The organism is Pedobacter cryotolerans (assembly GCF_005116475.1).
In the GTDB taxonomy this organism is placed as follows: Bacteria; Bacteroidota; Bacteroidia; order Sphingobacteriales; family Sphingobacteriaceae; genus Pedobacter; species Pedobacter cryotolerans.
Window position 1 is genome coordinate 279898 of the sequence record NZ_SWBO01000003.1, and the last position, 24541, is coordinate 304438.

A 24541-nucleotide genomic window follows, 5' to 3' on the forward strand; every position below is an offset into this window, starting at 1 on the left:
TTATCTACCAAAGTATTCGTCTTTTTTATCAACTCTGTTTGGATCTTCTAAAGGATATTGTTTAAGCATTGGGTGTACCCCTAATTCATCCATATTTAAAATTCTTCTTAAATCAGGGTGACCTTCGAACTTAACTCCAAAGAAATCGTAAGTTTCTCTTTCCATCCAATTGGCGGCATTCCACAAGGTGGAAGCTGTTGGAATAGTTGGATCGTTTTCATGAATAAAAACTTTAATTCTAGCTCTTACTCCGCCTACCATGCTATGTACGTGGTAAACTACAGCAATTTGATTTTTTTCTGGATAATGAACCGCTGTGATATCAGTTAAAAAGTTGAAATCAATTTTGCCATTTTCTTTTATAAAGGTTAGAACATCAATAATTCTATCTTTAGTTGTAGAAAATGTTAGCAATCCATAAGGTTCTGTAACATCAAAAAGTTGCTCGCCGAATTTTTCGCCTAGCAAATCAATAATTTCTGTATTTGTTGCTTTAGCCATTAATCTATTCCGTAAGAAGCCAACATTTCTTTATACTGATCCGAGTGTCTTCTTCTACTCGATTCGCTTTTAACTAACTCTTGAATTTTACCAAAACCATCTAAAATAGCTTCTGGGCGAGGTGGGCAACCAGGAACGTAAACATCAACAGGGATAATTTCATCAATTCCTTGTAAAACAGAATAAGTATCAAAAATACCACCGCTTGATGCGCAAGCACCCACAGCAATTACCCAACGTGGCTCTGCCATTTGTAAGTAAACCTGTTTTAAAACAGGGCCCATTTTTTTTGCGATGGTACCCATTACCATTAACAAATCTGCCTGGCGAGGAGAAAAACTAAGTCTTTCTGCTCCAAAACGACCAAAATCGTAATGAGAACCCATGGTAGCCATAAATTCGATACCACAACAAGAAGTTGCAAACGGTAAAGGCCATAATGAATGTGAACGTGCCAAACCTACAACTTTATCTAAAGATGTAGCAAAAAAGCCTGAGCCCTCTATTCCTGGCGGTGCATCTACTATATTGATTTCACTCATGTTATAAACAAAAAAATGCTCATCCTATTATACAGAATGAGCAACAAATTTACAATATTTTAAAAGTAATTAGCTTAAACGATTGGCATTTAGAACCTTTCTAAATAAAAGAATTTTCATTTGGTAAGTTCCAGTTATTAGCTTTTTAAATTAAAGCTATGTACTGAAAATTAACTATGTCCAATCTAATGCTTTTTTCTTAATGATGTAGATAAAACCTAATAATAAAGCGCCCATAAAAATAAACATCTCTATCACACCATTCCAGCCTAGTTCTTTAAAATTAACCGCCCAAGGATACATGAAAATAACCTCAACATCAAATAGCACAAATAATATGGCTACTAAAAAATATTTAATAGAAAACGGCTGACGAGCATTACCGACAGATTTAACTCCTGCTTCGAAAGTTGTTAATTTATCTTTTGTTTTACGGCGTGGTCCCAAAAAATGTGTTGCTACTAGTGTTACAACAACAAATCCCAAAGCTACAATTACCTGAAATATAATAGGTATAAAATCTTGAGCTGTACTTGTAGTTTCCATGTATATTATTTTAGACAAAATTAAAAGAAAAAGGCAGGATTACAAACCCTGCCTTCTATTTTATTAAAATCAATAATTATTTACCACCTGTTTTTGCAGCTCCGCTAGCTAGAACCTTTAAATTCTCTGTAGCATTTGCGTTAGCAGGATCTAATGCTAAAGTTTTAGAGAAGTATTCTTTAGCTTTTGCGACATCTGTTAAAGCAGCGTACGAACCTAAGTTATTGTATGCTTCAATTAAACCAGCTTTAGCACTTGTTTGCTTATCTGGTTTAGTAACAGTAACCAATTGAACATATTGCTCATAAAATGGAACTGGCAACCCTTTTAAAGCAGTTTTATTATCAAGATTGTCTAATTGTTTATTTACTCTCGCTCTATCTAAGTAAGCACCTTCATATTCTGGAGCTAATTTATTTACTCTAGCAAAAGCTGAATCAGCGTCAACCAAAAGTTCTCTTCTTAATGGTCTGTTAGCACTTAAATCTGAAGCATAATTGAAATAGTTAGCTCTACCTAAATAATAAAGATTAGTAACCAAACTTGGGCTAGCAGAGTTTGCATTAACTACAGTTTTAAAAACTTCGCTGGCTTTAGTATAATTTTTAGCTCCATAATACTTTAATGCCATAGCTGCTAAAGTATCCACTTTTGTTGAGTCTAAACCAACAGCCTTTGTAAGGTTCATTAAAGCTAAACTATCATTACCAGTGTTTTTTTGAGCAACACCTAAATATAAATAATCTGATCCAACAATACGAGCTGCGTCCTGAGTTCTACCGAATAGCTCATTCATGTATTTTACACCGTTTGCATAATCCTTATTCTCAATTGCAGAATAAGCTTGCATACGTTTTACAACAAATGTTTTAGGATTATTTGGATCTGGAGAAGTTAAAGTAGCTACCTCTTGACCTAAAGTTGCAAAGTCACCTGCATATACCAAGAATTGCGCATAACGTAAACGTGAATCGAATGATTTATCAGTTAAATCAAGATACTTTTTCATATTAGTTAAAGCATCCGCTCTTTTTGCAACACCGTTTTTTGGATCTTGATAAGACCATTGCAACAATAATTCAGCATACTCACGGTAAGCAGGGCCATAATTAGGATCAGCTTCAATTACTTTTTTAAGCTCTGTTTCTGCTTCAGGGAAAGCGTATGCACTTCTGTACATGCTAGCTATCTGAACATTTGCTCTGTATAATGCTGCATTAACATCCAAAGCTCTTAAAAACAAAGGATATGCTTCTGTATTTTTCTTTTGCATTGCATAAAAGTCGGCAAGTGCCAAGAAAGTTTCAGGGTCTTTATCCTTAGAGTCTAATTCATCCGCTTTAGTTAAATTAGGCAAGGCCGAAGTATAATCTGGTTTTTCTTGTGCTAAATAAGCTTTACCAATTTCTAAATAAGTTTCATAATTTTTTGCTCCGAATGATAAGGCTTTATCAAAATTTGTTTTAGCATTTGTAGCGTTGTTAGACTGCAAATCTGCATGACCTAAACCAACATAATTTAATGCATTTTTAGGGTCTGCTGTAGTACCACTAGTAAATGTGGCTCTAGCCGAATCAATCTCGTCTGATAATAAATAAACAGTACCAAGATTAAAATAATTATCTCCTTCTTTTGCGTTACTTGCAACCAATGTTTTAAGCATTGAAGTAGCCTTTTGATACTGCTCGGCATCTATCGCCTTTTTAGCATCAGCTAAACTTTGAGCAAATGAGGCAGCACCCATCATTACTAAACCTAAACTTAAGGTTATTGTTTTCTTAATCGTTTTCATCGTCTTCATTTGTTTTAATTGAAAATAACTTTTCCTGTGCTTGTTCTTTGGTTCTGCATCAGCAATGTTCTTCTTCCTAGTTGAAATGTTAATTTTTAATTCGTTTCTTTTAAATTAAAGTCTCTTGATACTACCTTATGAGGACCTAGTCCTGATTTAAGTACAATTAACTGACCACGCGGGCTACTTAACCAATTTGCAAATCCTGTGCCTAAACCATTACTACCTGATGCATTTATGATATAAACATTACGTAGGAACGGATAAATGCCATTTATGAGGTTATCTTGCAATGGTTTATAATATTCATCATCCCCACTTTTACCTTTGGCGCCTTTCACTCCCATCATTTTTACTTTCGTTAAATAAGACAGAATGTCACTATTGTTCTGTAATAACCAATTTACACCAACAACTCCAATGTAATCTTTGTTCTCAGCAACAAATTTGATAACGTCATTATTGTTGTTTAAAGTATAAACTCCAGTTTTAGGTAGTGTTTTTACTTTTGCCGAATCTAAGAAATATCTTACAGTACTGGAATAGGCATTATCAAAAACTAATTTTTTATTACCAGATGATGTACCTTTCATGATATTAAATACTTCGTCAACAGTGATATTACTATCAATATTAGCAGAATTGGTAATTAAAGCAATACCATCAACTGCAAATCTATCTACATAAATTGGTGTTTGTCTTTGTTTGTAGTAGTTTTCTTCTTCAGGCTTAAGCATTCTAGAAAGAACAATTAGCTTCACTTTGCCATTTAAAAAAGTAGGTAAAATTTTATTTTCGTTACCTAAAATAGTTTTAACCTTAGCATCAGGGTAATCACCTTTAAAAACTTCAATTTGGTCATCGAGTATACGAGCAAAAGACTCGTCTACTAATAGTTCTGCAGTACCAGCTGTTCTTGTTTGTGCGGTATCTTCTGTTTTAACTTTTCTTTTGCAAGAAATTAAAACGCATAAAACCAATATCAGTGTAATGTATCTCATTGTACTATGTATCTTTTTGATTCATTATTCTACCAAATCTAATTGCCGAATAAACTACAAGCACTATGGCAAAAGCAATCCTGTATTTCGTCGGAAATTTATCCTGGTCTAAATTTAGCATATCACTAAAGAACACCAATATGATTCCTATTGTTAAAAAAATCAAAATCATGAAAAGCCCTAAAATAAACAGAAATCGCTGTTGAGGCGATTTCTGTTTAAATTGATTCAAACTAAACATCTATGTGTTATTGTTGTAAGTTGAATTTAATTGGAATGTTGTATTTCACACGTACTGGTTTACCATTTTGCATCCCAGGATTCCATCTTTTACTTAATCTTAATACCCTTAAAGCTTCTTCATCAGTACCATAACCAAGTTTTCTATCAACTTTAGCATCGGTAATTGAGCCATCTTTCTCAACTGTGAAAGATACGAAAACGTTACCAGAGATATTGTTTTCAGCTGCCATTGGCGGATATTTGATATTCTTACCTAAGTATTCGTAGAATTTTTCCATACCTCCTGGGTAATTTGGTGGATTTTCCATACTTACGAAGTTATATACCGTATTATCCTCAACAATTTGAGCTTGTTTTGGTCCTTCACCTGCTGCTGCAATCTGAACGATATCAGCTGTAGGGTCACCTTCAATTGTTTTCTGACCAGGGTCTGCCTTTTTCAAATCTTCAGTTTTTGGTGGTTCTTCATCACGAACCTCATTATCTGGTTTTACGATTGGAGGAGGGAATTTAATCTGATCCTGTTTTGGAGGTGGTGGCTCTACTGGTGGTGGAGTTTTAACCTCTGGGTTAATTGGTGGGGGCGATTGCATTACAACCTCCACCATTTTTTCTGGTGGAGGCTCTGGCAACATACCTGAGATTAGGGCATAAATTTTTGGAGCCATAAAAATCAGGATAAATACTATCGATGTAAAAAACAGCGATTTGGTAGTATTTGAACCATTATTTTGGCGAAGAACATAAGCACCATATTCCTTGTTCTTCTTAGCAAAAACAACATCAAGCCATTCTCTTTTTAATAAATCTATCTTAGATCCAAACATTGCTTTGTTATTTAAATTTGTTAATACTCATTAGTAAATTCCACCCAATTTCATAGCTTGAATTTCACTATCTAATAAGTGACTTGGATCATCATCAATTGCCGGAGCACTAATGTTAGTTTTAGTAATGTTTAACTCATCCATCACATCTACAAAGTTTTTATAAGTAGATCCTTTAGCTGGTTTAATAATTACAATGATATCCTTACCACCGAATGTATCTTTTACTAATTGTTTATTCTTTAATAATGAAGTTCTCAAATCTCTAAACCCTTCTATTGTAGGAGTAGATTTTCCAGCTTCGCCCATGTACCAAGCTACTTTATTGTCTTTACCTAACAAAATAGTCATCGTTTGTGAAGCTCTTAATTCGAGTTTATTTTCATCTTTAGCATCCTTATCTGGTTTTGCAATATCCATTGCAAGTGGTTTAGATAAAGACGTTGTTAGCATAAAGAAAGTGATCAATAAGAAAGCCAAATCAACCATTGCGGTTAAATCTACTTTCGTAGACTGCTTTTTACTTCTTACTTTTTTTCCTTTGTCTCCGCCTCCGGAGGTATCTAATTCTGCCATGGCTTATCTTTTATTTAGCAGCACCTTTGGCTGACGTGATTAAACTAAATTTGTTAATTTTTTGCTTTTGTAGCACATCAACAATTTTCCTAACAGTTTCGTACTCTTCATCTGCGTCACCTTTAATACTGATACGCATATCAACTTGGTGTAAATCTGCAGTGGCATAACGAGCTTGCTCAATCCATTTGAACAATTGGTTGTTGACGGTACTGTCTACGGGTATACCGTTAAATTGTGCTTCAAACTTAGTACGGTCTTCAGCAGACATGTTAATGTACTGTTTTAAGTTTTCAATTGGCACAGTAACAACTGGCATAATCATAAAACGTTTTTTCTCTAAATCGTTAAAGGTTAGGCTATATTGCTCTGCCATTTTCTCTAAGGTCAATTTTTTTACATCTTGACCAATAATCTCCATGAATACTTTTCCTTTTCCGATAGACAAGATCGAGATATCTTTATCTGGAACTTTAAATGTTACCGAAGATGCAGGAATTTTAATATCAAGAGGATCTGGTTGACGTGCAGTTGCTGTTAAGATAAAGAATGTTAACAACAAGAAAGACACATCACACATCGCCGTCATATCAATCGCCGTACTCTTTCTTTGAACTTTTGCTCTTGGCATAATCTAAAAATTATAATATTTTAATTAATGATGTTAATTTTTCCGGTTTTCCATAAAGCCGGTAAAAAAAAATTAAAATAATTTTTATTTATGTGTACTTGCATAAGTTTGGATGATACTGAAACCAGCTTCATCAATAGCGTAAGTTAACTTATCAATTTTAGAAGTTAATACGTTATACATGATAATTGCTAATGTAGAAGTACCGATACCAGTTGCAGTACACATTAACGCTTCAGAAATACCTACCGCTAATGCTGCTTGATCTGGAGCACCAGAGTTAGCTAAACCAGCGAAGGCCTTGATCATACCTGTTACTGTACCTAATAAACCTGTTAATGTACCAATTGATACTAATGTTGCAATTACAGTTAAGTTTTGCTCTAACATTGGCATTTCTAAAGTTGTAGCTTCTTCAATATCTTTTTGGATAGCTAAACATTTTTGATCAGTATCCATGTTAGTTTCAACTTCCATCTCTCTGTATTTTTTCAAACCAGATTTGATTACGTTAGCTACAGAACCTTCTTGTTTATCGCATTCTGCAGTTGCAGCTTCGATGTTGTTTGTGTTTAAGAAACCTTGGATTTTTTTGATGAAAGTATCTAACCCGCCTTTACCTGTTGCTTTACCAATTACAATTAAACGCTCTACAGAGAAAACGATTACCATTAAAAGTAAACCAATCAATATCGCTACAATTGGACCACCTTTGTAAGCCATACCTGCGTAGTTACCTTGTTTAGGAAGATTTTCTTTGTTGTTATCAATAAAGTTGCTTGCATCTCCTAATAAAAAGATGAAAATACATACTCCAATAGCTATACAGATAGGAATAACTAATGTAGCGAATAAATTTGAAGCTGATGATGAAGAGCTTTCTTTTTTAACTGTTGTTGGTTTTGGTGCGTTTGCCATTTTTTTTTAGTTTTTAGTTTTAGTACTTGTTTTTAAACTTTAGATAAAATTAGTTAAAATATTTAATAGTATTACACACAACGTTTCTTCAAACTAAATGTTGCGTTAACAAATTTATAAATTGATTTTAAATTATACATTAAATAATCGTTACTCAATTAATTCGTTACGTTAAACACAATGTTTGTTGCATTTGGTATATAACTAAAAAAAGATTGTCTACTCTTTAGACAATCTTCCACAATTAAAACTAAAAAATTAATTAAAAGCAAATTTTAAGCAAAAAAAATACGTTAAATCGCATTTTCTACAACTTTTGGTAGTGCTTTAAGGATTTCTGCATCTGCTATGTCTTCAAATTGCTTAAAATTATTAATAAATGCATTCGCTAATTCATTTGCTTTTTGATCATAATTATTTTGATCTGCCCAAGTATTACGAGGATTTAAAATAGCTGATGGCACATTATCGCATTCAATCGGCATTAATAATCCGAACACGGGATGCTCAACAAAATTTTGTTTCGCTAAACTCCCATCTAAAGCGGCGGTAATCATTGCTCTGGTATAACTCAATTTCATTCTTGAACCAACTCCATAAGGGCCTCCACTCCACCCTGTGTTTACCAACCAAACATTTACATTATTTTTCTCCATCTTTTCTCCCAATAATTTGGCATACTTAGCAGGATGCAAGGGTAAAAATGCTTTACCAAAACAAGCAGAAAAAGTTAACTGAGGCTCTGTTACACCAGCTTCGGTACCTGCAACTTTAGCGGTATAGCCAGAAATAAAATGAAACATAGCCTGACTTGGAGTTAATTTAGCTATTGGAGGCAGTACTCCAAACGCATCAGCGGTTAAGAAAAAGATGTTTTTTGGCCCATCAGCAACTGATGGCTCTAAGGCATTAGCTATATAATTAATAGGATAAGCAACTCTGGTATTTTCAGTTTTATCGATATTAGAAAAATCTACGTTTCGTGTACCAAAAAAATAATTGGTGTTTTCTAATAACGATCCAAATTTTATAGCGTCAAAAATTTGTGGTTCTTTTTCAGCAGTCAGATCAACGCATTTTGCATAACATCCGCCCTCGAAGTTAAAAACAGAATTTTCACTCCAGCCATGCTCATCATCACCAATTAAAGCTCTTTTTGGATCGGCAGACAAAGTTGTTTTTCCAGTACCTGATAGACCAAAAAAGATGGCGGTATCTCCATCAACTCCTACATTTGCAGAGCAATGCATTGAAAGGGTGTTCTTTTGTTCGGGCAAAATGAAATTTAAAACCGAGAAAATTCCCTTTTTTATTTCCCCAGTGTAGGCCGTTCCGCCAATCAAAATCATTTTTTTAGAGAAATTGATAATGGAAAAATTTGCTTGACGAGTGCCATCAATAGCAGGATCTGCCAAAAAAGATGGCGCAGCAATAATTGTCCACTCTGGTTGCTCTGGTAACTCATCATCCTTAAACCTTAAAAATAAATTGTTTGCAAAAAGGTTTTGAAATGCATGTTCGGTTACAACCCTAATTGAAGTTTTATAATTTTCATCCGCACAAGCATAGGCATCGCGAACGTAAATTTGTTTTGTATTTAAGTGAGCTGTTATTTTTTCGAATAATGCATTAAAATGTGCTGGAGTTATTTTAATGTTGATATCGCCCCACCAAACTGCATTTTCTGTAACTTCATCGCAAACGATAAATCGATCTTTTGGCGAACGACCGGTAAATTTACCTGTATCAACAGCCAACGCTCCACTATCTGCCAAAGTTCCTTCGCCATTTTTTAAGGCTTCTTCAACTAATTCAGGTACACTAAGTTGGTACTTAACTGTTTTAGCGCTCAAATTTAAGTAACTTAAATTTGGTTGCTTTACATTCATACTGCTCATATATTTGGTTTATTATGCTGCAAAGCTAAGCAGATATTAACGCAAAAAACATGATTTTTAAGGAAAAATTTTACTTATTGTGGCAAATACACTAACATATAATTAATTGATTTACAATTTGTTAACATACTAATTAGCCTCCAGATTTTTTAACTTTGAAGCCTTCTTTTTGTAAAATTAAAATCACCTTATCTCTAAAATCACCTTGGATTAAAATCTCATTATCTTTAGCTGCGCCACCAACACCACATTTTGTTTTAAGCATTTTGGCCAATGTTTGCAAATCATCGTCACTACCCCTAAAACCTGTTATTAAAGTAACTGCTTTACCACCTCGGTTCTTTCTATCAAGCGTTACACGTAAATCCTGCTGGTTATTTGGTAATTTCTCTTCGTTAGATAGTGTATCATCTTCATATTCGAAAGTTGGATCTGTAGAATACATTATTCCACCAAAATCATTTAAAACTTTTTTCTTAGGGCTTTTCATCACATTTACAAATTTCTACTTTATAATAACTGTTAAAGCTGCAGGCAGCACTTCAATATCAATTTTTTCTCCCATAATAAAAGGCTCACCATCAAGGTGGATGGAATCTTCTGCTATTCGGGTAATTTTAATTTTTTTACCTCTGATAATTTCTACCATATCATGCTGATCTGTAGTTTTACGAATCATTTGGTAAGCCAAAATAGGCAACTTATACAATGGAAAAGGTTTAACGATACACAAATCTAATAATCCATCTGTTAAAGAAGACTTTGGTGAGATGTGCACATTATTACCGTATTGAGATGAGTTAGCTATACTAATTACGTATGCTTTTCTTTCTAAATGCTTGCCATCAATTTCAATTTGATAGTTTTGAGGCTCATACGAATTCATCTCTTTTAAAAACATCTCGATATAACCTTTTAAACCCCTACCCTTTTTGCCAGCAAAAACAGAACTGACGTGTGCATCAAAGCCCATGCCCGCCATGTTAAAAAAATAACGGTTATTTAATTTTGCAGCATCTATTACCTGCGAATTAAAAGCGTTGATAACTTGGATGGCTTTTTTGGTATCCATAGGTATTTTAAGAAACCGTGCCAAACCATTTCCCGAGCCAAAAGGAATGATGCCAAGTGTTTTGTTTAACTTCATAACAATTGGCGCCACTTCGTTTACCGTTCCATCTCCACCAACCGCAACAATGATATCAAAATTTTTATTTGCAGCTTCTTCGGCAATTTCTGATGCATGCCCAATGTATTCAGTAAAACTGAAATTTGCGTTAAATTTATGTTTATCGAGGTATGAATCTATAATTGAAGGTAATTTATACTTGTCTTTACCACCAGAAATAGGATTAATTATAAATAAAATGTTTGCCTTTAACAATTTGCAGTGATTTAGGAGTTCACAAAATAATCGATATTTTTTGACTATTAATAATATATATAGTAATTTTGCAGCGTTAAAGTGGACTGATTTGCGATGCTATTGAATTATAGCTGGATTGCAACCACGTAAAAAAAAGTGCTAACCTTACAACACTTCCTTTTACTGCCTGTTTTTAGGATCAGCTTGCATTTTAATTATCATTAATTTAAATATTTAAAATGTCATATTTATTTACATCAGAATCTGTTTCAGAAGGTCACCCTGATAAAATTGCAGATCAAATCTCAGACGCATTAATTGATAATTTCTTAGCTTTCGATACCGAATCTAAGGTTGCTTGCGAAACTTTGGTAACAACCGGACAGGTAATTTTAGCTGGTGAGGTTAAATCGAAAACTTACCTTGATGTGCAGCAAATTGCTAGAGATGTGATCAAAAAAATCGGCTATACCAAAAGTGAATATATGTTTGAGGCTAACTCTTGTGGTATTTTATCTGCAATTCATGAGCAATCTCAAGACATTAACCAAGGTGTAGATAGAAAAACTAAAGAAGAGCAAGGTGCAGGCGACCAAGGTATGATGTTTGGTTATGCAACCAATGAAACCGATGATTATATGCCTTTGGCTTTAGATCTTTCGCATAAATTATTGCAAGAGCTTGCTGTTTTAAGACGTGAGAATAACGAAATCACTTATTTACGTCCGGACGCAAAATCTCAGGTTACTTTGGAGTATGATGACAATAACAAACCAGTTCGCATCGATGCTATCGTAATTTCTACGCAGCATGATGATTTTGATGAAGAAGGTAAAATGTTAGCTAAAATTAAAGAAGATTTAGTTAGCATTCTTATTCCTAGAATCATCAAAAACAACCCACAATATGCGCATTTATTTAACGACAAAATTCAATACCACATTAACCCAACCGGTAAATTTGTAATTGGTGGCCCACATGGTGATACCGGTTTAACAGGAAGAAAAATTATTGTTGATACTTACGGCGGTAAAGGCGCTCATGGTGGTGGTGCTTTCTCTGGTAAAGATCCGAGTAAAGTTGATAGAAGTGCAGCTTATGCTACACGCCATATTGCAAAAAATTTAGTTGCTGCAGGTTTAGCTGATGAAATTTTAGTTCAGGTTTCTTACGCAATTGGTGTTGCAAAGCCAATGGGTATTTACATTAATACCTACGGAACTAGCAAAGTGGACAAAACTGATGGCGAGATTGCTAGAATTGTAGAGGATCTTTTTGATATGAGACCGTATTTTATTGAGCAACGCTTAAAATTAAGAAACCCAATTTATAGCGAAACTGCTGCTTACGGACACATGGGCCGCAAACCAGAAACCGTAACTAAAACATTTAGAACACCAAATGGTGAAGAAAAAACAGTTACTGTAGAATTATTTACTTGGGAAAAATTAGACTTTGTAGATAAAGTTAAAGCTGCTTTTGGATTGTAATTGATCCTGAAACCAAAATAAAAAAGGGAAGTGCAAATTTTGTACTTCCCTTTTTTTAGAAACTAAATTTGATTTGACCTTGATTTGCTGTGTTTGGCACGAAAATCCATTTTGGACCATCTTTTAACAAACGAATGGCTTCTTTATCCTTTGCCAAACTAGAAGATTGAATAACTTTAATAGTGCCAACTGAACCATCTTTTCTGATGATAAAACTTAATTCTATATCAGTTTTAGCTTTTGTAAACTTTATAAATTTATGATTAGCTTTTAGATATTTTTGGTAATTATCCCATCCACCTAATGGTGAAACATTATTTTTGGAAACTACAAAATCAGCTAAAGCTGTTCTATTACTTTCTAACAAAACATTTACTGGTTGATTAGATTTAACGCCGACCTCAGTTGTAGAAAAACCTGAGAAACCTACAGTTAGTTTTTGATTTTGGGTACTATCTGCTGTTAACTTAAATTCTCCTTTTCTATCTGTCGTGGTTCCTCTATCTGATCCTTCTAACCTCACAATTGCACCTTCAATAGGCATACCAGTATCTTTAGAAACTACTTTACCTTTAAATTGACCAGGCATAATTCCATCAGCTTTGCTTGGCAATGTAGTTACTGCAGACCTAGCCTGAGTTTGCGTTTTCTCTTTAGCTAAAGTGATCACCTCTAATTCTTGTGCGACAGCTTTTTGCTCTGCCATTCTCGATGCAATTGGCGAACTAGCCCTTACAGCCTCGTCATTTGTAGCAACAACTGGTGCGTTTTTAATCAAGGCAACTTTATCAGTTTCTTTTTTAAGCGCAGATTTAGCAATTGTAGGTGTTGAAATAACAATTTCTTTTGTAAGAACCGAATTTGTATCTGTTTTTTCTTTAGCTACCTGTGGTGCAATAGTTACATCCACTTTTTTAGGTTCATTTGTAGCTAACATCTCTTGGCGTTTATTGCCTTTCATCCAAAATAAAATACAAACCGCAATAAAAAGTACCGCAGCAGCGGAAGCAATACTTAAACGCTGAGATGTGATTGCCCATCTTTTCTTTACAATTGGTTTTTGAGCAATTCGTTCTGCTAGTTGCTTTTGTAAAAATGATAAAGATTGAGTTCTTTTTGGCGATTGACTTAAACCAGCCAAAGCTTCGGCTACAAAAGGGTCTTCGAGCGAAAGCTTTTCTACGCGATGCATAGCTTTGGCATCAAGCTTACCATCAAGGTAATCTTCTAGCTCATCAATATCTAACCACTCGTTATAACTCACTGTTTTTTTCAATACAAATTTTTAAATTCCTTTTCCCGTTTTGGATATAACTTTTCACCTTAAGCATATCATAGCCGGTTATATCGGCTACTTCCTTATAACATTTCTCTTGCAAATAAAATAAATCAACACTTCGCCTTTGCTCTTCAGTTAAGGTTTCCATGCATTTTTCCATTATAGTTAACTGCGTTTCTTTTGTATTGTCGATATCAAGATGCACAAAATCACCGTTTTCCACAAAATTATCTTCCATGGCTACGGTTGGGTTTTTAGCCGACTTGCGCAAGGCCATTAAACAATGGTTACGAGACAATACATGCAACCAACTTTTAAAGTTTTGCACCTGATGAACTTTCAGTTTTACTACCAGCTCTTCAAAAATTTGCATTACGGCATCTTTGCTTTGCTCTTCATCTTTAAAATAATTGAAGCAAACACCAAACACCAAATGCATATATTTATTATAAAGTACACCTAATAATCCTAAATCGCCACTTTTTTGATAAGCGGCAATGAGCGAAAGATCGTCTTGCTCATTAATTTTAGAGGTGTTCTTTATAAACTTCAAATTCGGTACTCGGCTAAATGTTCATCAAGTATAAAAATATTTTTTGATATGATGAGGTAAACGACCCGATTATGTTAAAATAGGTGAAGCTTAAATTAGTGGCAGTAGATTTGCGTATAATTGTGTAGAGATATTTTTTTCTCCTAATAAATTTAAAACACATGAATAAAATTGGATTATATATTGGCGCATTCGCCCTAATTTGTTTAAGCAGTTGCGATGTTCAAAGTCAGAACACGATTGGCAACATTTTAAAGCAAATACCAACTGGCGGCACACCAACAACGCTAGAAATTGGTCAAGGTATTAAACAAGCTTTAGAAATTGGCACATCGCAAGGAGCAGATAAACTATCAGCAAAAGATGGCTTTTTTGGCAACATGGCGGTTAAAATACTTTTCCCTACCGAAGCGCAAAAAGTAGAAAAAACACTACGAAGTGTAGGTTTAAATTCACTTGCAGATAATGTAATTTTGAGTATCAACCGTGCAGCAGAAGATGCGGCAAAAGAGGCAAAGCCGATTTTTGTTAGCGCCATTAAACAAATGACTATTGCAGATGCAACCAATATCCTTTTAGGAAATAAAGATGCTGCAACCCAATATTTTAAAAGGGTAACTACAGCAGAGCTGATGCAAAAATTTTCGCCTGTAATTACCAATAGCTTGGGTAAAGTTGGTGCAACACGTTACTGGAGCGATGCTGCAACTGCTTACAATAAAATACCTTTGGTAAAACCTGTAAACACCGATTTGTCTAATTACGTTGCTCAAAAAGCGATTGAAGGGATGTTTTTACAGGTTGCGCAAGAAGAATTAAAAATTAGAGATAACATTAGCGCCAGAAGTACGGGTTTATTGCAAAAGGTGTTTGGTTATGCAGATACGAAGAAAAGGTAAACTTATGAGGATAAATTGGTAGCTTCCGTCCTTCCCGCTTAGGCGGGAATCGTAATGCATAATAAAATACCTAATATTCTACTTTTCATCCGATGAAACTTATAATGTAATTTAATATTCATCGGATGAAAAAATTTTATCAATAGCGTGATTTCTATTTTTTTGGCTTTTGGTAAGTACGCTTTATTACTTACACAAGCCAGAGTTTACCAAACCTGATTTAACGGAAATACTTTTACCAGGGATGGCAAGGAGCGATTTTGGGGTAAAAGATTGGAGTGAGAGCAGGACTAACATTAAGAAAAGTGCTGAAATTGCTTTTCAAATCCATCAACTTACACACCTAATTTGCTTTTACTCGTAAATTAAGGTAATTTACACCATTATTTACAAGACAACATATTGGATTTCAAAGATTTTAATTTTAACCCCGAACTTTTAGAGGGTTTATTGGCAATGGGTTTTAAAAACGCAACGCCTATACAAACACAAGCTATTCCGTTAATTTTAGCAAATAAAGATTTAATTGCCTGTGCACAAACTGGTACTGGAAAAACTGGTGCATTTTTATTACCGATAATGAATATGCTTACCGAAAACCACGATAGGCATAACACAACTTTAATTTTAACACCTACGCGTGAGCTTGCACAACAAATAGATTTACAGGTTGAAGCACTTTCTTATTTCACCAACATTAGTTCGTTAACGGTTTTTGGCGGTGGCGATGGTGTTGCTTACGAACAACAAAAGCGCTCGATGCGTGAAGGTGTTGATATTATTATTGCTACACCTGGAAGATTGATTGCTCACCTTTCATCTGGACTTTTAAAGATGGACAAATTGAAATATTTGGTTTTAGATGAGGCCGACCGAATGTTGGACATGGGTTTTTATGAAGACATTATGAAAATTGTGGGCTATTTGCCTAAAGAGCGCCAAACGGTAATGTTTTCGGCTACCATGCCGCCAAAAATTAGAACGCTTGCCGCAACATTATTAAAAGAACCAGAACAAATTAGCTTAGCAATTTCTAAACCTGCAGAAGGTATTAATCAGCAAGTTTACATGGTACATGATGAACAGAAAGTTCCCTTATTAACAGACATTCTAAAACCTGCAACTTTTAAACGCATTATTGTTTTTGCAGGGCGAAAAGAAAAGGTAAAAGAATTGGGTAAGGTTTTTAAAAAATTAGGTCAGAAAGTTGCAGCTTTTCACAGCGATTTAGAACAAAAAGAACGTGAAGCGATTATGCTAGATTTTAAAAATAGCAAGCTTGATGTTTTAATTGGAACCGATGTTTTGAGTAGAGGTATTGATGTTACGGGAATTGATTTGGTAATTAACTTTGATGCGCCTCAAGATCCAGAAGATTATATTCATAGAATTGGAAGAACGGCTAGAGCTGCAACAACAGGCACCGCAATTACTTTTGTAAACAACAAAGACAAACGCAAATTGGCCAACATTGAGAAATTAATTGAGCGCCAAATAGATCGAATTGCTTTACCAGAACATTTAGGCGAAGCGCCAAAAGAAGGTGTGGTTGACGTGGAGAAAAAACCTTATCTTAAAAAGAAAAAGTTTTTTAAGAAGAAGCCTAAACCGAGTATTGGGTAATTTATTCTTTATAAACAAACATTAAGGAATTAAGATAGATTGAAGAGTTAGGTTCGTGTCTCCACGACCTAGGCAATAAATTCGGAAGGTGAGACACCAGCCGATAGGTAAGTTCTAAAGTTGAAGATTTAGGTTGATTGGGTTACGAACCTGGGTAGAAGATTTTATTTTTTCTCTTTGTCAGTCTGAGCGTAGTCGAAGACCTTGTTTACGCTTCGACTACGCTCAGCGTGACAGTTTAAAACTTACCGCTAATTGTTTGCGTTCTTCGCTTCTTTGCGGTTATTCTTTAAATTGCCTATCTTTAGCTTATGCAAAACCTACCGCCATTAGCAGAACGGATGCGTCCTAAAAATTTGGACGAATATGTTGGACAAAAGCATTTAGTAGGCCCTGATGCGGTTTTGCGCAAAGCGATAGAAAGCAGTCAGCTACCATCAATGATATTTTGGGGCCCACCCGGAGTAGGTAAAACCACGCTTGCTACTATTATTTCTACCAATTTAGATCGCCCATTTTTTAACCTTAGCGCCATTAATTCTGGCGTTAAAGATATTAGAGAGGTAATTGATAAAGCCGCAGCGCTAAAAGACAGTTTTTTAGGTTTACCGATTTTATTTATTGATGAGATTCATCGTTTCAGTAAATCGCAACAAGACAGTTTGTTGGGAGCTGTAGAACGAGGTTTAGTTACTTTAATTGGTGCAACTACAGAAAATCCGAGTTTCGAAGTCATCTCCGCTTTGCTGTCTCGATGCCAAGTTTACATTTTACAGAACTTAACCGAAGATGAATTGGCAGGCTTATTACAAACTGCAATTGAAAAAGATGTTGTTTTAAAAGAGAAACAAATAAAGATTAAAGAACATGAAGCTTTAATTCGTTTATCTGGTGGCGATGCTCGAAAATTATTAAACGTTTTAGAAATTGCAGTAAATGGAATTGGTGGCGAAAAGATTGAACTTACCAATGAAAATGTGCTTGCCCATGCACAGCAAAATTTAGCGCTTTATGATAAAGCTGGCGAACAACATTACGATATTATTTCGGCATTTATCAAATCTATTCGCGGTAGCGACCCAAATGCAGCAGTTTATTGGTTAGCAAGGATGATTGAAGGTGGCGAAGACCCTTTATTTATTGCCCGAAGGCTATTAATTTTAGCCTCAGAGGATATTGGAAATGCAAACCCGAATGCGTTGCTGTTGGCCAATAATTGTTTTACAGCGGTTAATGTAATTGGTTTTCCAGAATCTAGGATTATTCTTTCGCAATGCGTAACTTACTTGGCATCAAGCGTTAAGAGCAACGCAAGTTACGAGGCGATAAATAAAGCACAAGCCTTGGTGAAACAAACTGGCAATTTACCAGTCCCACTACATATACGTAATGCGCCAACAAAGTTGATGAAAAACATTGGCTATGGCAAAGATTACCAATATGCACATGGTTATGAAGGCAATTTTTCTGAACAGGAGTATTTTCCAGAGGGATTAAGCGGAACGAAACTGTATGATCCGGGTAAAAATCCGGCAGAAGAAAAACTAAGAGAAAAATTGAAACAGAATTGGAAAAACAAATACAACTATTAATATGCTCAGTACATTTTTAAGTCACCAATGGAAAGATTTTTGGCGAAGCCGAAACAAGGCAGGTAGCATCGTTGCGCAGCTTGTGCTCGGATTTTTTATGCTTTACTTTTTGGTAGTAGCCATCGCAGTTGGATTTGGGATGCCTTTTATGATCGAGAAGTTTTTTCCAGGTAGAGACGTCATTCAAATTTTTAATGGTTTTATTCTGTATTATTTTCTTTTCGATCTAGCGATTAGAACACAAATGCAAGATTTACCTACTTTAAGTATTGTGCCTTATTTGCACTTAAAGATCAAAAAGGGCACGCTTGTTAATTTCCTTAACATCAAATCGTTATTCACTTTTTTCAACTTTTTACCACTATTTATCTTTATTCCTTTTAGCATCATTAAAATAGGTGGTACTTATGGGGCATTAACAAGCTTAATGTATGTTGTTTCCATATTATCGCTTACCATATTTAACAATTATCTGGTATTGTATTTAAAGCGTAAGTCTATCAATAACATTTTGTATTTTGCTAGTATTATTGGTTTTGTAGCAATTTTTGCAGCATTAGATTATTACAATATCGTTTCGATTAGAGCATTCTCTAACTACATATTTATGGCAGTTGTAAAATTGCCTTTACTAGGTCTGATTTTTACGGCTGCCGCGATTGTTATATTTTACATCAACTCAATTTATTTACGATCAAATCTATATACCGAAGAATTAAGCACCAAAGACGAGAAAAAAGTAAGTACTGATTATGCCTTTTTAAATCGTTTTGGTAAAGTTGGAGAGTTAGCAGCATTGGAATTAAAATTAATTTTAAGGCACAAACGCTCTCGTGGCTCGGTAGTTATGGGCTTTATGTTTTTATTTTATGGGTTATTCTTTTATCGTATGCCTTTAATAAACAACGATCAATTTGGCATGATGCTTTTCGCAGCGGTTTTTATGACAGGTATAACGGTAATTACTTATGGGCAGTTTATGTTCGCATGGCAAAGCACACATTTTGACGGCTTGTTAATTAACAAAATTGATATCAAAAACTTCATCAAAGCTAAATTTTTACTATTTACCATAAGCTGTACAATCATCACTTTGTTGGCGGGCTTTTATGGCTTTATGAGTTATAAATTATTACTACTGCATTTGGCAGCCTATTTATATAACATCGGCTTTGCCACAGTAATTGTACTTTATTTTGCTACAATGAACTATAAACGCCTTGATATTACCAAAAGTGCAAGTTTTAACTGGCAAGGTGTTGGTGCCACACAGTGGATTTTAGGTTTCCCACTTTTGTTGATCCCTTTTGTAATTTACTTGCCATTTAGCTTTTTAGATAAACCATATTGGGGTTTGGCTGCACTGGGAGCATTTGGTTTAATTACGCTTTCAATGCGTAATTTCTGGATAAATTTAATTGTTAAAAGATTTGAAAAACAACGATATAAAATAGCCGAAGGCTTTAGAGAATAATATGATGTTAGCATTTAAAGAACTAAAAAAATCTTACGCGGGCAGAACCGTAGTAGATATTAAAGACCTAAAGATTGAAGCTGGTGAAACCATTGGCTTAGTAGGCAACAATGGCGCTGGTAAAACAACCCTATTTAGAATATTGTTAGATCTGATTAGACCCGATAGTGGCGAAATTTTATCTAAAGAGGTAAATGTAGCTGGCAGTAGTGAGTGGAAAAATTATACTGCATCTTATTTAGATGAGGGATTTTTGATTGATTACCTAACACCAGAAGAGTATTTTATTTTTATTGGTAGCTTAAACAATTTAAGCATAGCCGATGTGAGTGAATATTTAAAAAATTACGAAGAGTTTTTTAATGGTGAAATTTTAAATAGAGGAAAATACATTAGAGATTTTAGTAAAGGAAACCAAAATAAAGTAGGTATTGCTGCAGCACTAATGCAAAAACCAGAGTTGCTGGTGCTGGATGAACCTTTTGCGAATTTAGACCCAACAACGCAAATCAGATTAAAATCTCATATTAAAGCATTAAAATCATCACAACGTTTAACTACTTTAATTTCTAGTCACGATTTAAATCATGTAACCGATGTTTGCGATCGCATTATCTTACTTGAAAAAGGAATTGTAATTAAAGATTTTTACACCGACGAAAATTCTTTGAAAGAACTAGAGGCATATTTCTCAGAATAACTTCTCCGACTGCCGAAAGATAGAGTGTTGATAGAGAAATGTATAGAATTATGGTCAATCTAATACCCAAATTGTGGTATATGATTGACCATTTTTGATTTTAATTTAGAAGTTTATAAATTATAATAAGTGTTAAAACATGGTATTTAAAGCTTAAAGCGCTAATTTTTTTAAATTTTTGTCAATTGTAACAATTGGCACTACGTTTGAATACAGCTATGCATAACTAAATAAGATTAAAATGATGACTTCAAAAATTAAAATAGCAACATTAAGTATAGCTTTATCAGTAGGTGCAATGACTTTTACTGGTTGCGATAGTTTAACAAATACTCAAAAAGGTGCTGGTATTGGTGCTGCTGCAGGTGGTGTAATTGGTGGTTTAATTGGTAAAAAAGCTGGTAATACAGCAGTTGGTGCTATTATTGGTGCTGCAGTTGGTGGTACAGCGGGTGGCTTTATCGGAAAACGCATGGATAAACAAGCTGCAGAAATTCAAACTGCTATTCCTAATGCAGAAGTTATTCGTGAAGGTGAAGGTATCATTGTAAAATTTGATAGTGGTATTTTATTTGATTTTGACAAGTTTGCTTTAAAAGATGCAGCTAAAACAAATATTCAATCATTAGCAACATCGTTAAATCAATATCCAGGTACTGATATTAAAGTTATCGGCCATACTGATAGCCGTGGTACTGAACAATATAACATGGGCTTATCTGAAAAAAGAGCTGCTGCTGTAAAAGCTTATGCTGTTTCTCAAGGTGTTCCATCATCTCGTTTAATTACTGTTGGTAAAGGTTTTGCAGAGCCAATTGGCGATAATGCTACTGATGCTGGTAGAGCAGAAAACAGAAGAGTTGAGATTGTTATCGTTGCAAACGATCAATTGAAAAAAGAAGCTGCTACTCAAGGCAAATAATAAAATTTATATCTACCTATATAAATATAAACCCTGTTGCATTAATTTGCTTCAGGGTTTTTTGTTTGTAAATTAATCACCAAGAAAAAAATGAAAAATGTATTTATTGAGTTTCTTAGATAGTAATAACCTCAGTTAGACTAATATGCAATAATAATAAGCTTATAAAACTGATGCTGAAATAAATTCAGCATGACGGCCCTACGTAAAAGACATATTACAGCCATAGATAATTTTAAATTTTTGGAGCATTACGATTCCCATTTTCACTGTAATGACGCGGAATAAAAAACTAAGTTTTGGGTTAGCTTGTTCGTCACCCTGAATTTATTTCAGGGTCTGCCCAGCTAAATAGATGCTGAAATAAACAGCGAAGCTATCTTGAAGACAAAAATCAATATAAGCTACTGAAAAATTCAGCATGACGACGCTATTAAAAATTGACGTATTATAGTCAATGTTTTAGCGCATTACGACTTCCGTCTTCACGGGAAAGGACGCGTCACTAAAACCTAAGAATAAATGTCCTCGAAATAAGTAATTGCCAAACCTTTAAGTAATAGTTCTTGCTCCATTAAAGCATAAGACGGAACAGGTTTTACCAGTTTCCAATGTGGCCACCCATCTTGGTCTAAACCTTCTAATTCATAGAAACCCATTTCGCTTAGCAAACGGCACGTGGCAATATGCATCAACTCTTCCTTTTGGCGCTTGCTATATTTTCCTGGTCCTTTGCCAAGTTCCTGCACGCCAATTAAAAACAGAATTACCTTTAAATCTGGTGTATCAGAATCAAATTCTTGGGAAATTTTGATCTGTAATTCTTTCCATTTGGCATGTATTTCTGCTGGCTTCATAGTACAAATATAGTTTTATGACAAAGAGTTTAACGCACATATAAGTCAAATTTTTAGCTTTGTGTTATGGAAAAGCAAATCAACACTGGGTTATTGGCCTATGGCATGTCGGGCAAAGTATTTCATGCACCATTTATTGCCACGCACCATGGATTTAATTTAAAAGGTATTGTAGAAAGGACAAAAAAGCTTGCCCAACAAGATTATCCAGAAATTAAAAGCTATAACAGCGTTGATGAATTGATTAATGATGAAAGTATAGATTTGGTGATTATCAACACCCCAAATAATACTCACTATGAATATGCTAAACAAGCCTTAAAAGCAGGTAAACATATTTTGGTAGAGAAACCATTTACTGCAACAACTACACAAGCTAAAGAACTCTTTGCATTAGCCAAAAGTTTAGGTAAAAAAGCATTGGTTTATCAAAATAGGAGATTTGATAGCGGCTTTAACGCAACTAAAAAAGTAATTGAAAGCGGAAAATTGGGCAAACTGGTTGAGGTTCATTTTCGTTATGATAGATATAGGAATGAGATTGGTGTAAAGGCTTTTAAAGAAGAATTGGTAGAAGCCACAGGTTTACAATACGATTTAGGCCCACATTTGTTAGACCAAGCAATAGCTCTTTTTGGTAAGCCATTGAAATTCAACAAAATATTGAGCAAAAATCGTGTTAACACAAAAGTGGATGATTATTTTGCCATTCAGTTGAGTTACCCAAATGAATTAACTGTTTTTTTAACGGCAAGCATGTTGGTGGTCGATGTTAGAGATGCTTTTGTAATAAACGGCATGAAGGGTTCATTTAGTAAAAACCATGCTGATGTACAAGAAGCTCAACTCTTAAAAAACATGAAACCTACAGATGAAGGTTATGGAATTGAAAATCCAGCAGATGCTGGAAAATTAACATTGGTTACTGAAGATGGTGGTAGGATTTGTGAAGTAGTTGCATCTGAAAAAGGCAACTATCCAGCGATTTTTGAAGCGGTTTATCAAAATATTGTGAATGATATGCCCTATCCGATAACTGAAGAAGATATTTTAACGCAGTTGGAGATTTTGGAGAGTTGAGTAAGAACACAACAAATACGAGACATCCTGAGCGTAGTCGAAGGATTAATGATAAAAGTCTTTGACTACGCTCAGACTGACATCAACTAAGAAAAGTTTCCTATCACAAACTTCCTTTTAGCAAATTAACTTAAGAGAGATCGTCATGCTCAGCTCGACTGGGCATCGTAAAGCAGAAGTATGCTAACCTTTTAAAGCATTACAATTCCCGCCTTTGCGGGACGAATAGTTTGCTACAACAAACTTCCTTTTAGCAAAATTAAAAATTCAGTTGGATTTTCGATATGCGGAATGTGACCAATGCCCTCTAACTCGATTAGCTTGGCACCAAAAATTTTAGCGGCAGTTTGTTTCCCCAATAATTGGTATTGCCCGTGTATAGCTTGTTGGTCTGGTGTGAGCAAACCTTTTCCAACAATTGTTCTGTCTTCTTTGCCGATAAACAAAACGGTTGGCACTTTAATGTTCTGAAACTCGTAAACAACTGGTTGCTCATAAATCATGGTAAAAGTCATAGCTGCTACTTTTGCATATCTAGGAAAATCGGCACTAAAAGTTACCCCAGCTGCAACCTTAACTAATTCATCATATTCTGGTTTCCAGATAGTGAGATAAGAGCTTTGATAATATTTTCTGATACTTTCGGCTGTTGCTTTTAATTCTGTTTGATATTGTTGTTGGGTACTTACAAAAGGCACAAAAGTTTTATAATCTTCTAATCCTATCGGATTTTCTAACAACAATTTTTCAGTCTGCTCTGGAAAAAGTAAGGCAAAACGTGTAGCCAACATCCCTCCCATCGAATGCCCTAATACAGCTACTTTTTGCACACCCAAAGTGTCTAATAATTTTTTATTCCATGCAGCTAATTGATGAAAACTATAATGAATAAATGGTTTGGAAGATTTACCAAAACCAATTTGATCGGGCACAATTACGCGATAACCATCTGCAGAAAGAGATTTGATTACTTCCGTCCAATAATAGCCGCCAAAGTTTTTGCCATGAAACAACATTACCGTTTTGCCATTATTTTTTGCGGTAGGCTTTACATCCATATAAGCCATTCTAACATCCTGACCTTCGGTTACTAGATTTAAAAACTGAACAGGATAAGCATATTTTACATTTTCTAAAGTAATAGATAGTGTATCTATTTGTTGTGCTTTTGAGGCAAATTGAATTGTAAATAAAGCAAAAACTAAAACGATATATTTCTTCATTATTAAAT

Annotated in this window: 24 protein-coding genes; 8 read left to right on the top strand and 16 right to left on the bottom strand. The window is 34.6% G+C overall.

From position 1 onward, the window contains the following. The 12 genes from FA045_RS06790 to FA045_RS06850 all read right to left on the bottom strand — a co-directional run bounded on the left by FA045_RS06790 (position 1) and on the right by FA045_RS06850 (position 10859). Positions 1–501, bottom strand: coding sequence for an NADH-quinone oxidoreductase subunit C (locus FA045_RS06790; RefSeq protein WP_136875807.1), 501 nt, complete (start codon positions 499–501; stop codon positions 1–3). Beyond that, positions 501–1043: an NADH-quinone oxidoreductase subunit B gene (locus FA045_RS06795; protein ID WP_136875809.1), complete on the bottom strand. Its 543-nt coding sequence runs from the start codon at positions 1041–1043 to the stop codon at positions 501–503. The genes FA045_RS06790 and FA045_RS06795 overlap by 1 nt, the downstream gene beginning before the upstream one ends. 174 nt (positions 1044–1217) lie before the next feature. Further along, entirely contained in the window at positions 1218–1589 is a 372-nt protein-coding gene (locus FA045_RS06800; protein ID WP_136875811.1) for an NADH-quinone oxidoreductase subunit A, read from the bottom strand. 76 nt (positions 1590–1665) lie between these two features. Then, positions 1666–3381 carry a tetratricopeptide repeat protein gene (locus FA045_RS06805; RefSeq protein WP_136875813.1) on the bottom strand — a complete coding sequence of 572 codons (1716 nt, stop codon included), beginning with the start codon at positions 3379–3381 and terminating at the stop codon, positions 1666–1668. Between the two features lie 95 nt (positions 3382–3476). Further along, positions 3477–4382, bottom strand: coding sequence for a substrate-binding domain-containing protein (locus FA045_RS06810; protein ID WP_136875815.1), 906 nt, complete (start codon positions 4380–4382; stop codon positions 3477–3479). 248 nt (positions 4383–4630) lie between these two features. Beyond that, positions 4631–5452 (bottom strand): energy transducer TonB, encoded by an 822-nt coding sequence (locus FA045_RS06820; RefSeq protein ID WP_136875819.1) that lies wholly within the window; start codon positions 5450–5452, stop codon positions 4631–4633. 30 nt (positions 5453–5482) lie between these two features. Further along, positions 5483–6028, bottom strand: a complete 546-nt coding sequence (locus FA045_RS06825; RefSeq protein WP_136875821.1) for an ExbD/TolR family protein — start codon at positions 6026–6028, stop codon at positions 5483–5485. 10 nt (positions 6029–6038) lie between these two features. Then, complete coding sequence (locus FA045_RS06830; RefSeq protein WP_136875823.1) at positions 6039–6659, bottom strand: ExbD/TolR family protein; 621 nt, start codon at positions 6657–6659, stop codon at positions 6039–6041. Between the two features lie 84 nt (positions 6660–6743). Beyond that, positions 6744–7577: a MotA/TolQ/ExbB proton channel family protein gene (locus tag FA045_RS06835; RefSeq protein ID WP_136875825.1), complete on the bottom strand. Its 834-nt coding sequence runs from the start codon at positions 7575–7577 to the stop codon at positions 6744–6746. Between the two features lie 293 nt (positions 7578–7870). Continuing rightward, positions 7871–9475 (bottom strand): phosphoenolpyruvate carboxykinase (ATP), encoded by a 1605-nt coding sequence (pckA, locus tag FA045_RS06840; RefSeq protein WP_136875827.1) that lies wholly within the window; start codon positions 9473–9475, stop codon positions 7871–7873. A gap of 133 nt (positions 9476–9608) precedes the next feature. Further along, positions 9609–9965, bottom strand: a complete 357-nt coding sequence (locus FA045_RS06845) for a translation initiation factor (RefSeq protein ID WP_136875829.1) — start codon at positions 9963–9965, stop codon at positions 9609–9611. Between the two features lie 15 nt (positions 9966–9980). Beyond that, complete coding sequence (locus tag FA045_RS06850; protein WP_136875831.1) at positions 9981–10859, bottom strand: diacylglycerol/lipid kinase family protein; 879 nt, start codon at positions 10857–10859, stop codon at positions 9981–9983. Between the two features lie 221 nt (positions 10860–11080). Here FA045_RS06850 and metK point away from each other — a divergent pair, with 221 nt between their 5' ends. Then, a complete protein-coding gene (gene metK / locus FA045_RS06855; protein WP_136875833.1) occupies positions 11081–12331 on the top strand; it encodes a methionine adenosyltransferase in 1251 nt (416 codons plus the stop codon). 55 nt (positions 12332–12386) lie between these two features. On the opposite strand, the gene FA045_RS06860 is transcribed toward metK, so the two are convergent. Further along, positions 12387–13607 (bottom strand): carboxypeptidase-like regulatory domain-containing protein, encoded by a 1221-nt coding sequence (locus FA045_RS06860; protein ID WP_136875835.1) that lies wholly within the window; start codon positions 13605–13607, stop codon positions 12387–12389. Continuing rightward, positions 13585–14163, bottom strand: a complete 579-nt coding sequence (locus FA045_RS06865; protein ID WP_136875837.1) for an RNA polymerase sigma factor — start codon at positions 14161–14163, stop codon at positions 13585–13587. The genes FA045_RS06860 and FA045_RS06865 overlap by 23 nt, the downstream gene beginning before the upstream one ends. 161 nt (positions 14164–14324) lie before the next feature. Here FA045_RS06865 and FA045_RS06870 point away from each other — a divergent pair, with 161 nt between their 5' ends. The 6 genes from FA045_RS06870 (at position 14325) to FA045_RS06895 (ending at position 21373) form a co-directional block, all read left to right on the top strand. After that, positions 14325–15062: a DUF4197 domain-containing protein gene (locus tag FA045_RS06870; protein WP_136875839.1), complete on the top strand. Its 738-nt coding sequence runs from the start codon at positions 14325–14327 to the stop codon at positions 15060–15062. 402 nt (positions 15063–15464) lie between these two features. After that, entirely contained in the window at positions 15465–16685 is a 1221-nt protein-coding gene (locus tag FA045_RS06875; RefSeq protein WP_205943109.1) for a DEAD/DEAH box helicase, read from the top strand. A 311-nt stretch (positions 16686–16996) separates the two neighbouring features. Further along, positions 16997–18277 (top strand): replication-associated recombination protein A, encoded by a 1281-nt coding sequence (locus FA045_RS06880; protein ID WP_136875841.1) that lies wholly within the window; start codon positions 16997–16999, stop codon positions 18275–18277. Position 18278: 1 nt separating this feature from the next. After that, a complete protein-coding gene (locus FA045_RS06885; RefSeq protein ID WP_136875843.1) occupies positions 18279–19751 on the top strand; it encodes a DUF5687 family protein in 1473 nt (490 codons plus the stop codon). Between the two features lies 1 nt (position 19752). After that, positions 19753–20451 carry an ABC transporter ATP-binding protein gene (locus tag FA045_RS06890; protein WP_136875845.1) on the top strand — a complete coding sequence of 233 codons (699 nt, stop codon included), beginning with the start codon at positions 19753–19755 and terminating at the stop codon, positions 20449–20451. A 241-nt stretch (positions 20452–20692) separates the two neighbouring features. Then, on the top strand, positions 20693–21373 hold the full coding sequence (locus FA045_RS06895) for an OmpA family protein (RefSeq protein WP_136875847.1): 681 nt from the start codon (positions 20693–20695) through the stop codon (positions 21371–21373). A gap of 512 nt (positions 21374–21885) precedes the next feature. Here FA045_RS06895 and FA045_RS06900 read toward each other — a convergent pair. After that, on the bottom strand, positions 21886–22230 hold the full coding sequence (locus tag FA045_RS06900; RefSeq protein WP_136875849.1) for a hypothetical protein: 345 nt from the start codon (positions 22228–22230) through the stop codon (positions 21886–21888). 66 nt (positions 22231–22296) lie between these two features. Between FA045_RS06900 and FA045_RS06905 the strand changes: the two genes are divergently transcribed. After that, on the top strand, positions 22297–23310 hold the full coding sequence (locus FA045_RS06905; RefSeq protein WP_136875851.1) for a Gfo/Idh/MocA family oxidoreductase: 1014 nt from the start codon (positions 22297–22299) through the stop codon (positions 23308–23310). A 233-nt stretch (positions 23311–23543) separates the two neighbouring features. On the opposite strand, the gene FA045_RS06910 is transcribed toward FA045_RS06905, so the two are convergent. Further along, on the bottom strand, positions 23544–24533 hold the full coding sequence (locus FA045_RS06910; RefSeq protein ID WP_136875853.1) for an alpha/beta fold hydrolase: 990 nt from the start codon (positions 24531–24533) through the stop codon (positions 23544–23546). Between the last annotated feature and the right edge of the window lie 8 nt (positions 24534–24541).

What these genes read in the sequence shown, in the direction of transcription:
- FA045_RS06810 (WP_136875815.1), bottom strand. Translation starts at nt 4,382, where the DNA reads ATGAGATACATTACACTGATATTGGTTTTATGCGTTTTAATTTCTTGC.
- metK (WP_136875833.1), top strand. Translation starts at nt 11,081, where the DNA reads ATGTCATATTTATTTACATCAGAATCTGTTTCAGAAGGTCACCCTGAT.
- FA045_RS06835 (WP_136875825.1), bottom strand. Translation starts at nt 7,577, where the DNA reads ATGGCAAACGCACCAAAACCAACAACAGTTAAAAAAGAAAGCTCTTCA.
- FA045_RS06795 (WP_136875809.1), bottom strand. Translation starts at nt 1,043, where the DNA reads ATGAGTGAAATCAATATAGTAGATGCACCGCCAGGAATAGAGGGCTCA.
- FA045_RS06895 (WP_136875847.1), top strand. Translation starts at nt 20,693, where the DNA reads ATGATGACTTCAAAAATTAAAATAGCAACATTAAGTATAGCTTTATCA.
- FA045_RS06885 (WP_136875843.1), top strand. Translation starts at nt 18,279, where the DNA reads ATGCTCAGTACATTTTTAAGTCACCAATGGAAAGATTTTTGGCGAAGC.
- FA045_RS06900 (WP_136875849.1), bottom strand. Translation starts at nt 22,230, where the DNA reads ATGAAGCCAGCAGAAATACATGCCAAATGGAAAGAATTACAGATCAAA.
- FA045_RS06845 (WP_136875829.1), bottom strand. Translation starts at nt 9,965, where the DNA reads ATGAAAAGCCCTAAGAAAAAAGTTTTAAATGATTTTGGTGGAATAATG.
- FA045_RS06890 (WP_136875845.1), top strand. Translation starts at nt 19,753, where the DNA reads ATGATGTTAGCATTTAAAGAACTAAAAAAATCTTACGCGGGCAGAACC.
- FA045_RS06805 (WP_136875813.1), bottom strand. Translation starts at nt 3,381, where the DNA reads ATGAAAACGATTAAGAAAACAATAACCTTAAGTTTAGGTTTAGTAATG.
- FA045_RS06825 (WP_136875821.1), bottom strand. Translation starts at nt 6,028, where the DNA reads ATGGCAGAATTAGATACCTCCGGAGGCGGAGACAAAGGAAAAAAAGTA.
- FA045_RS06830 (WP_136875823.1), bottom strand. Translation starts at nt 6,659, where the DNA reads ATGCCAAGAGCAAAAGTTCAAAGAAAGAGTACGGCGATTGATATGACG.
- pckA (WP_136875827.1), bottom strand. Translation starts at nt 9,475, where the DNA reads ATGAGCAGTATGAATGTAAAGCAACCAAATTTAAGTTACTTAAATTTG.
- FA045_RS06820 (WP_136875819.1), bottom strand. Translation starts at nt 5,452, where the DNA reads ATGTTTGGATCTAAGATAGATTTATTAAAAAGAGAATGGCTTGATGTT.
- FA045_RS06790 (WP_136875807.1), bottom strand. Translation starts at nt 501, where the DNA reads ATGGCTAAAGCAACAAATACAGAAATTATTGATTTGCTAGGCGAAAAA.
- FA045_RS06910 (WP_136875853.1), bottom strand. Translation starts at nt 24,533, where the DNA reads ATGAAGAAATATATCGTTTTAGTTTTTGCTTTATTTACAATTCAATTT.
- FA045_RS06880 (WP_136875841.1), top strand. Translation starts at nt 16,997, where the DNA reads ATGCAAAACCTACCGCCATTAGCAGAACGGATGCGTCCTAAAAATTTG.
- FA045_RS06905 (WP_136875851.1), top strand. Translation starts at nt 22,297, where the DNA reads ATGGAAAAGCAAATCAACACTGGGTTATTGGCCTATGGCATGTCGGGC.
- FA045_RS06870 (WP_136875839.1), top strand. Translation starts at nt 14,325, where the DNA reads ATGAATAAAATTGGATTATATATTGGCGCATTCGCCCTAATTTGTTTA.
- FA045_RS06800 (WP_136875811.1), bottom strand. Translation starts at nt 1,589, where the DNA reads ATGGAAACTACAAGTACAGCTCAAGATTTTATACCTATTATATTTCAG.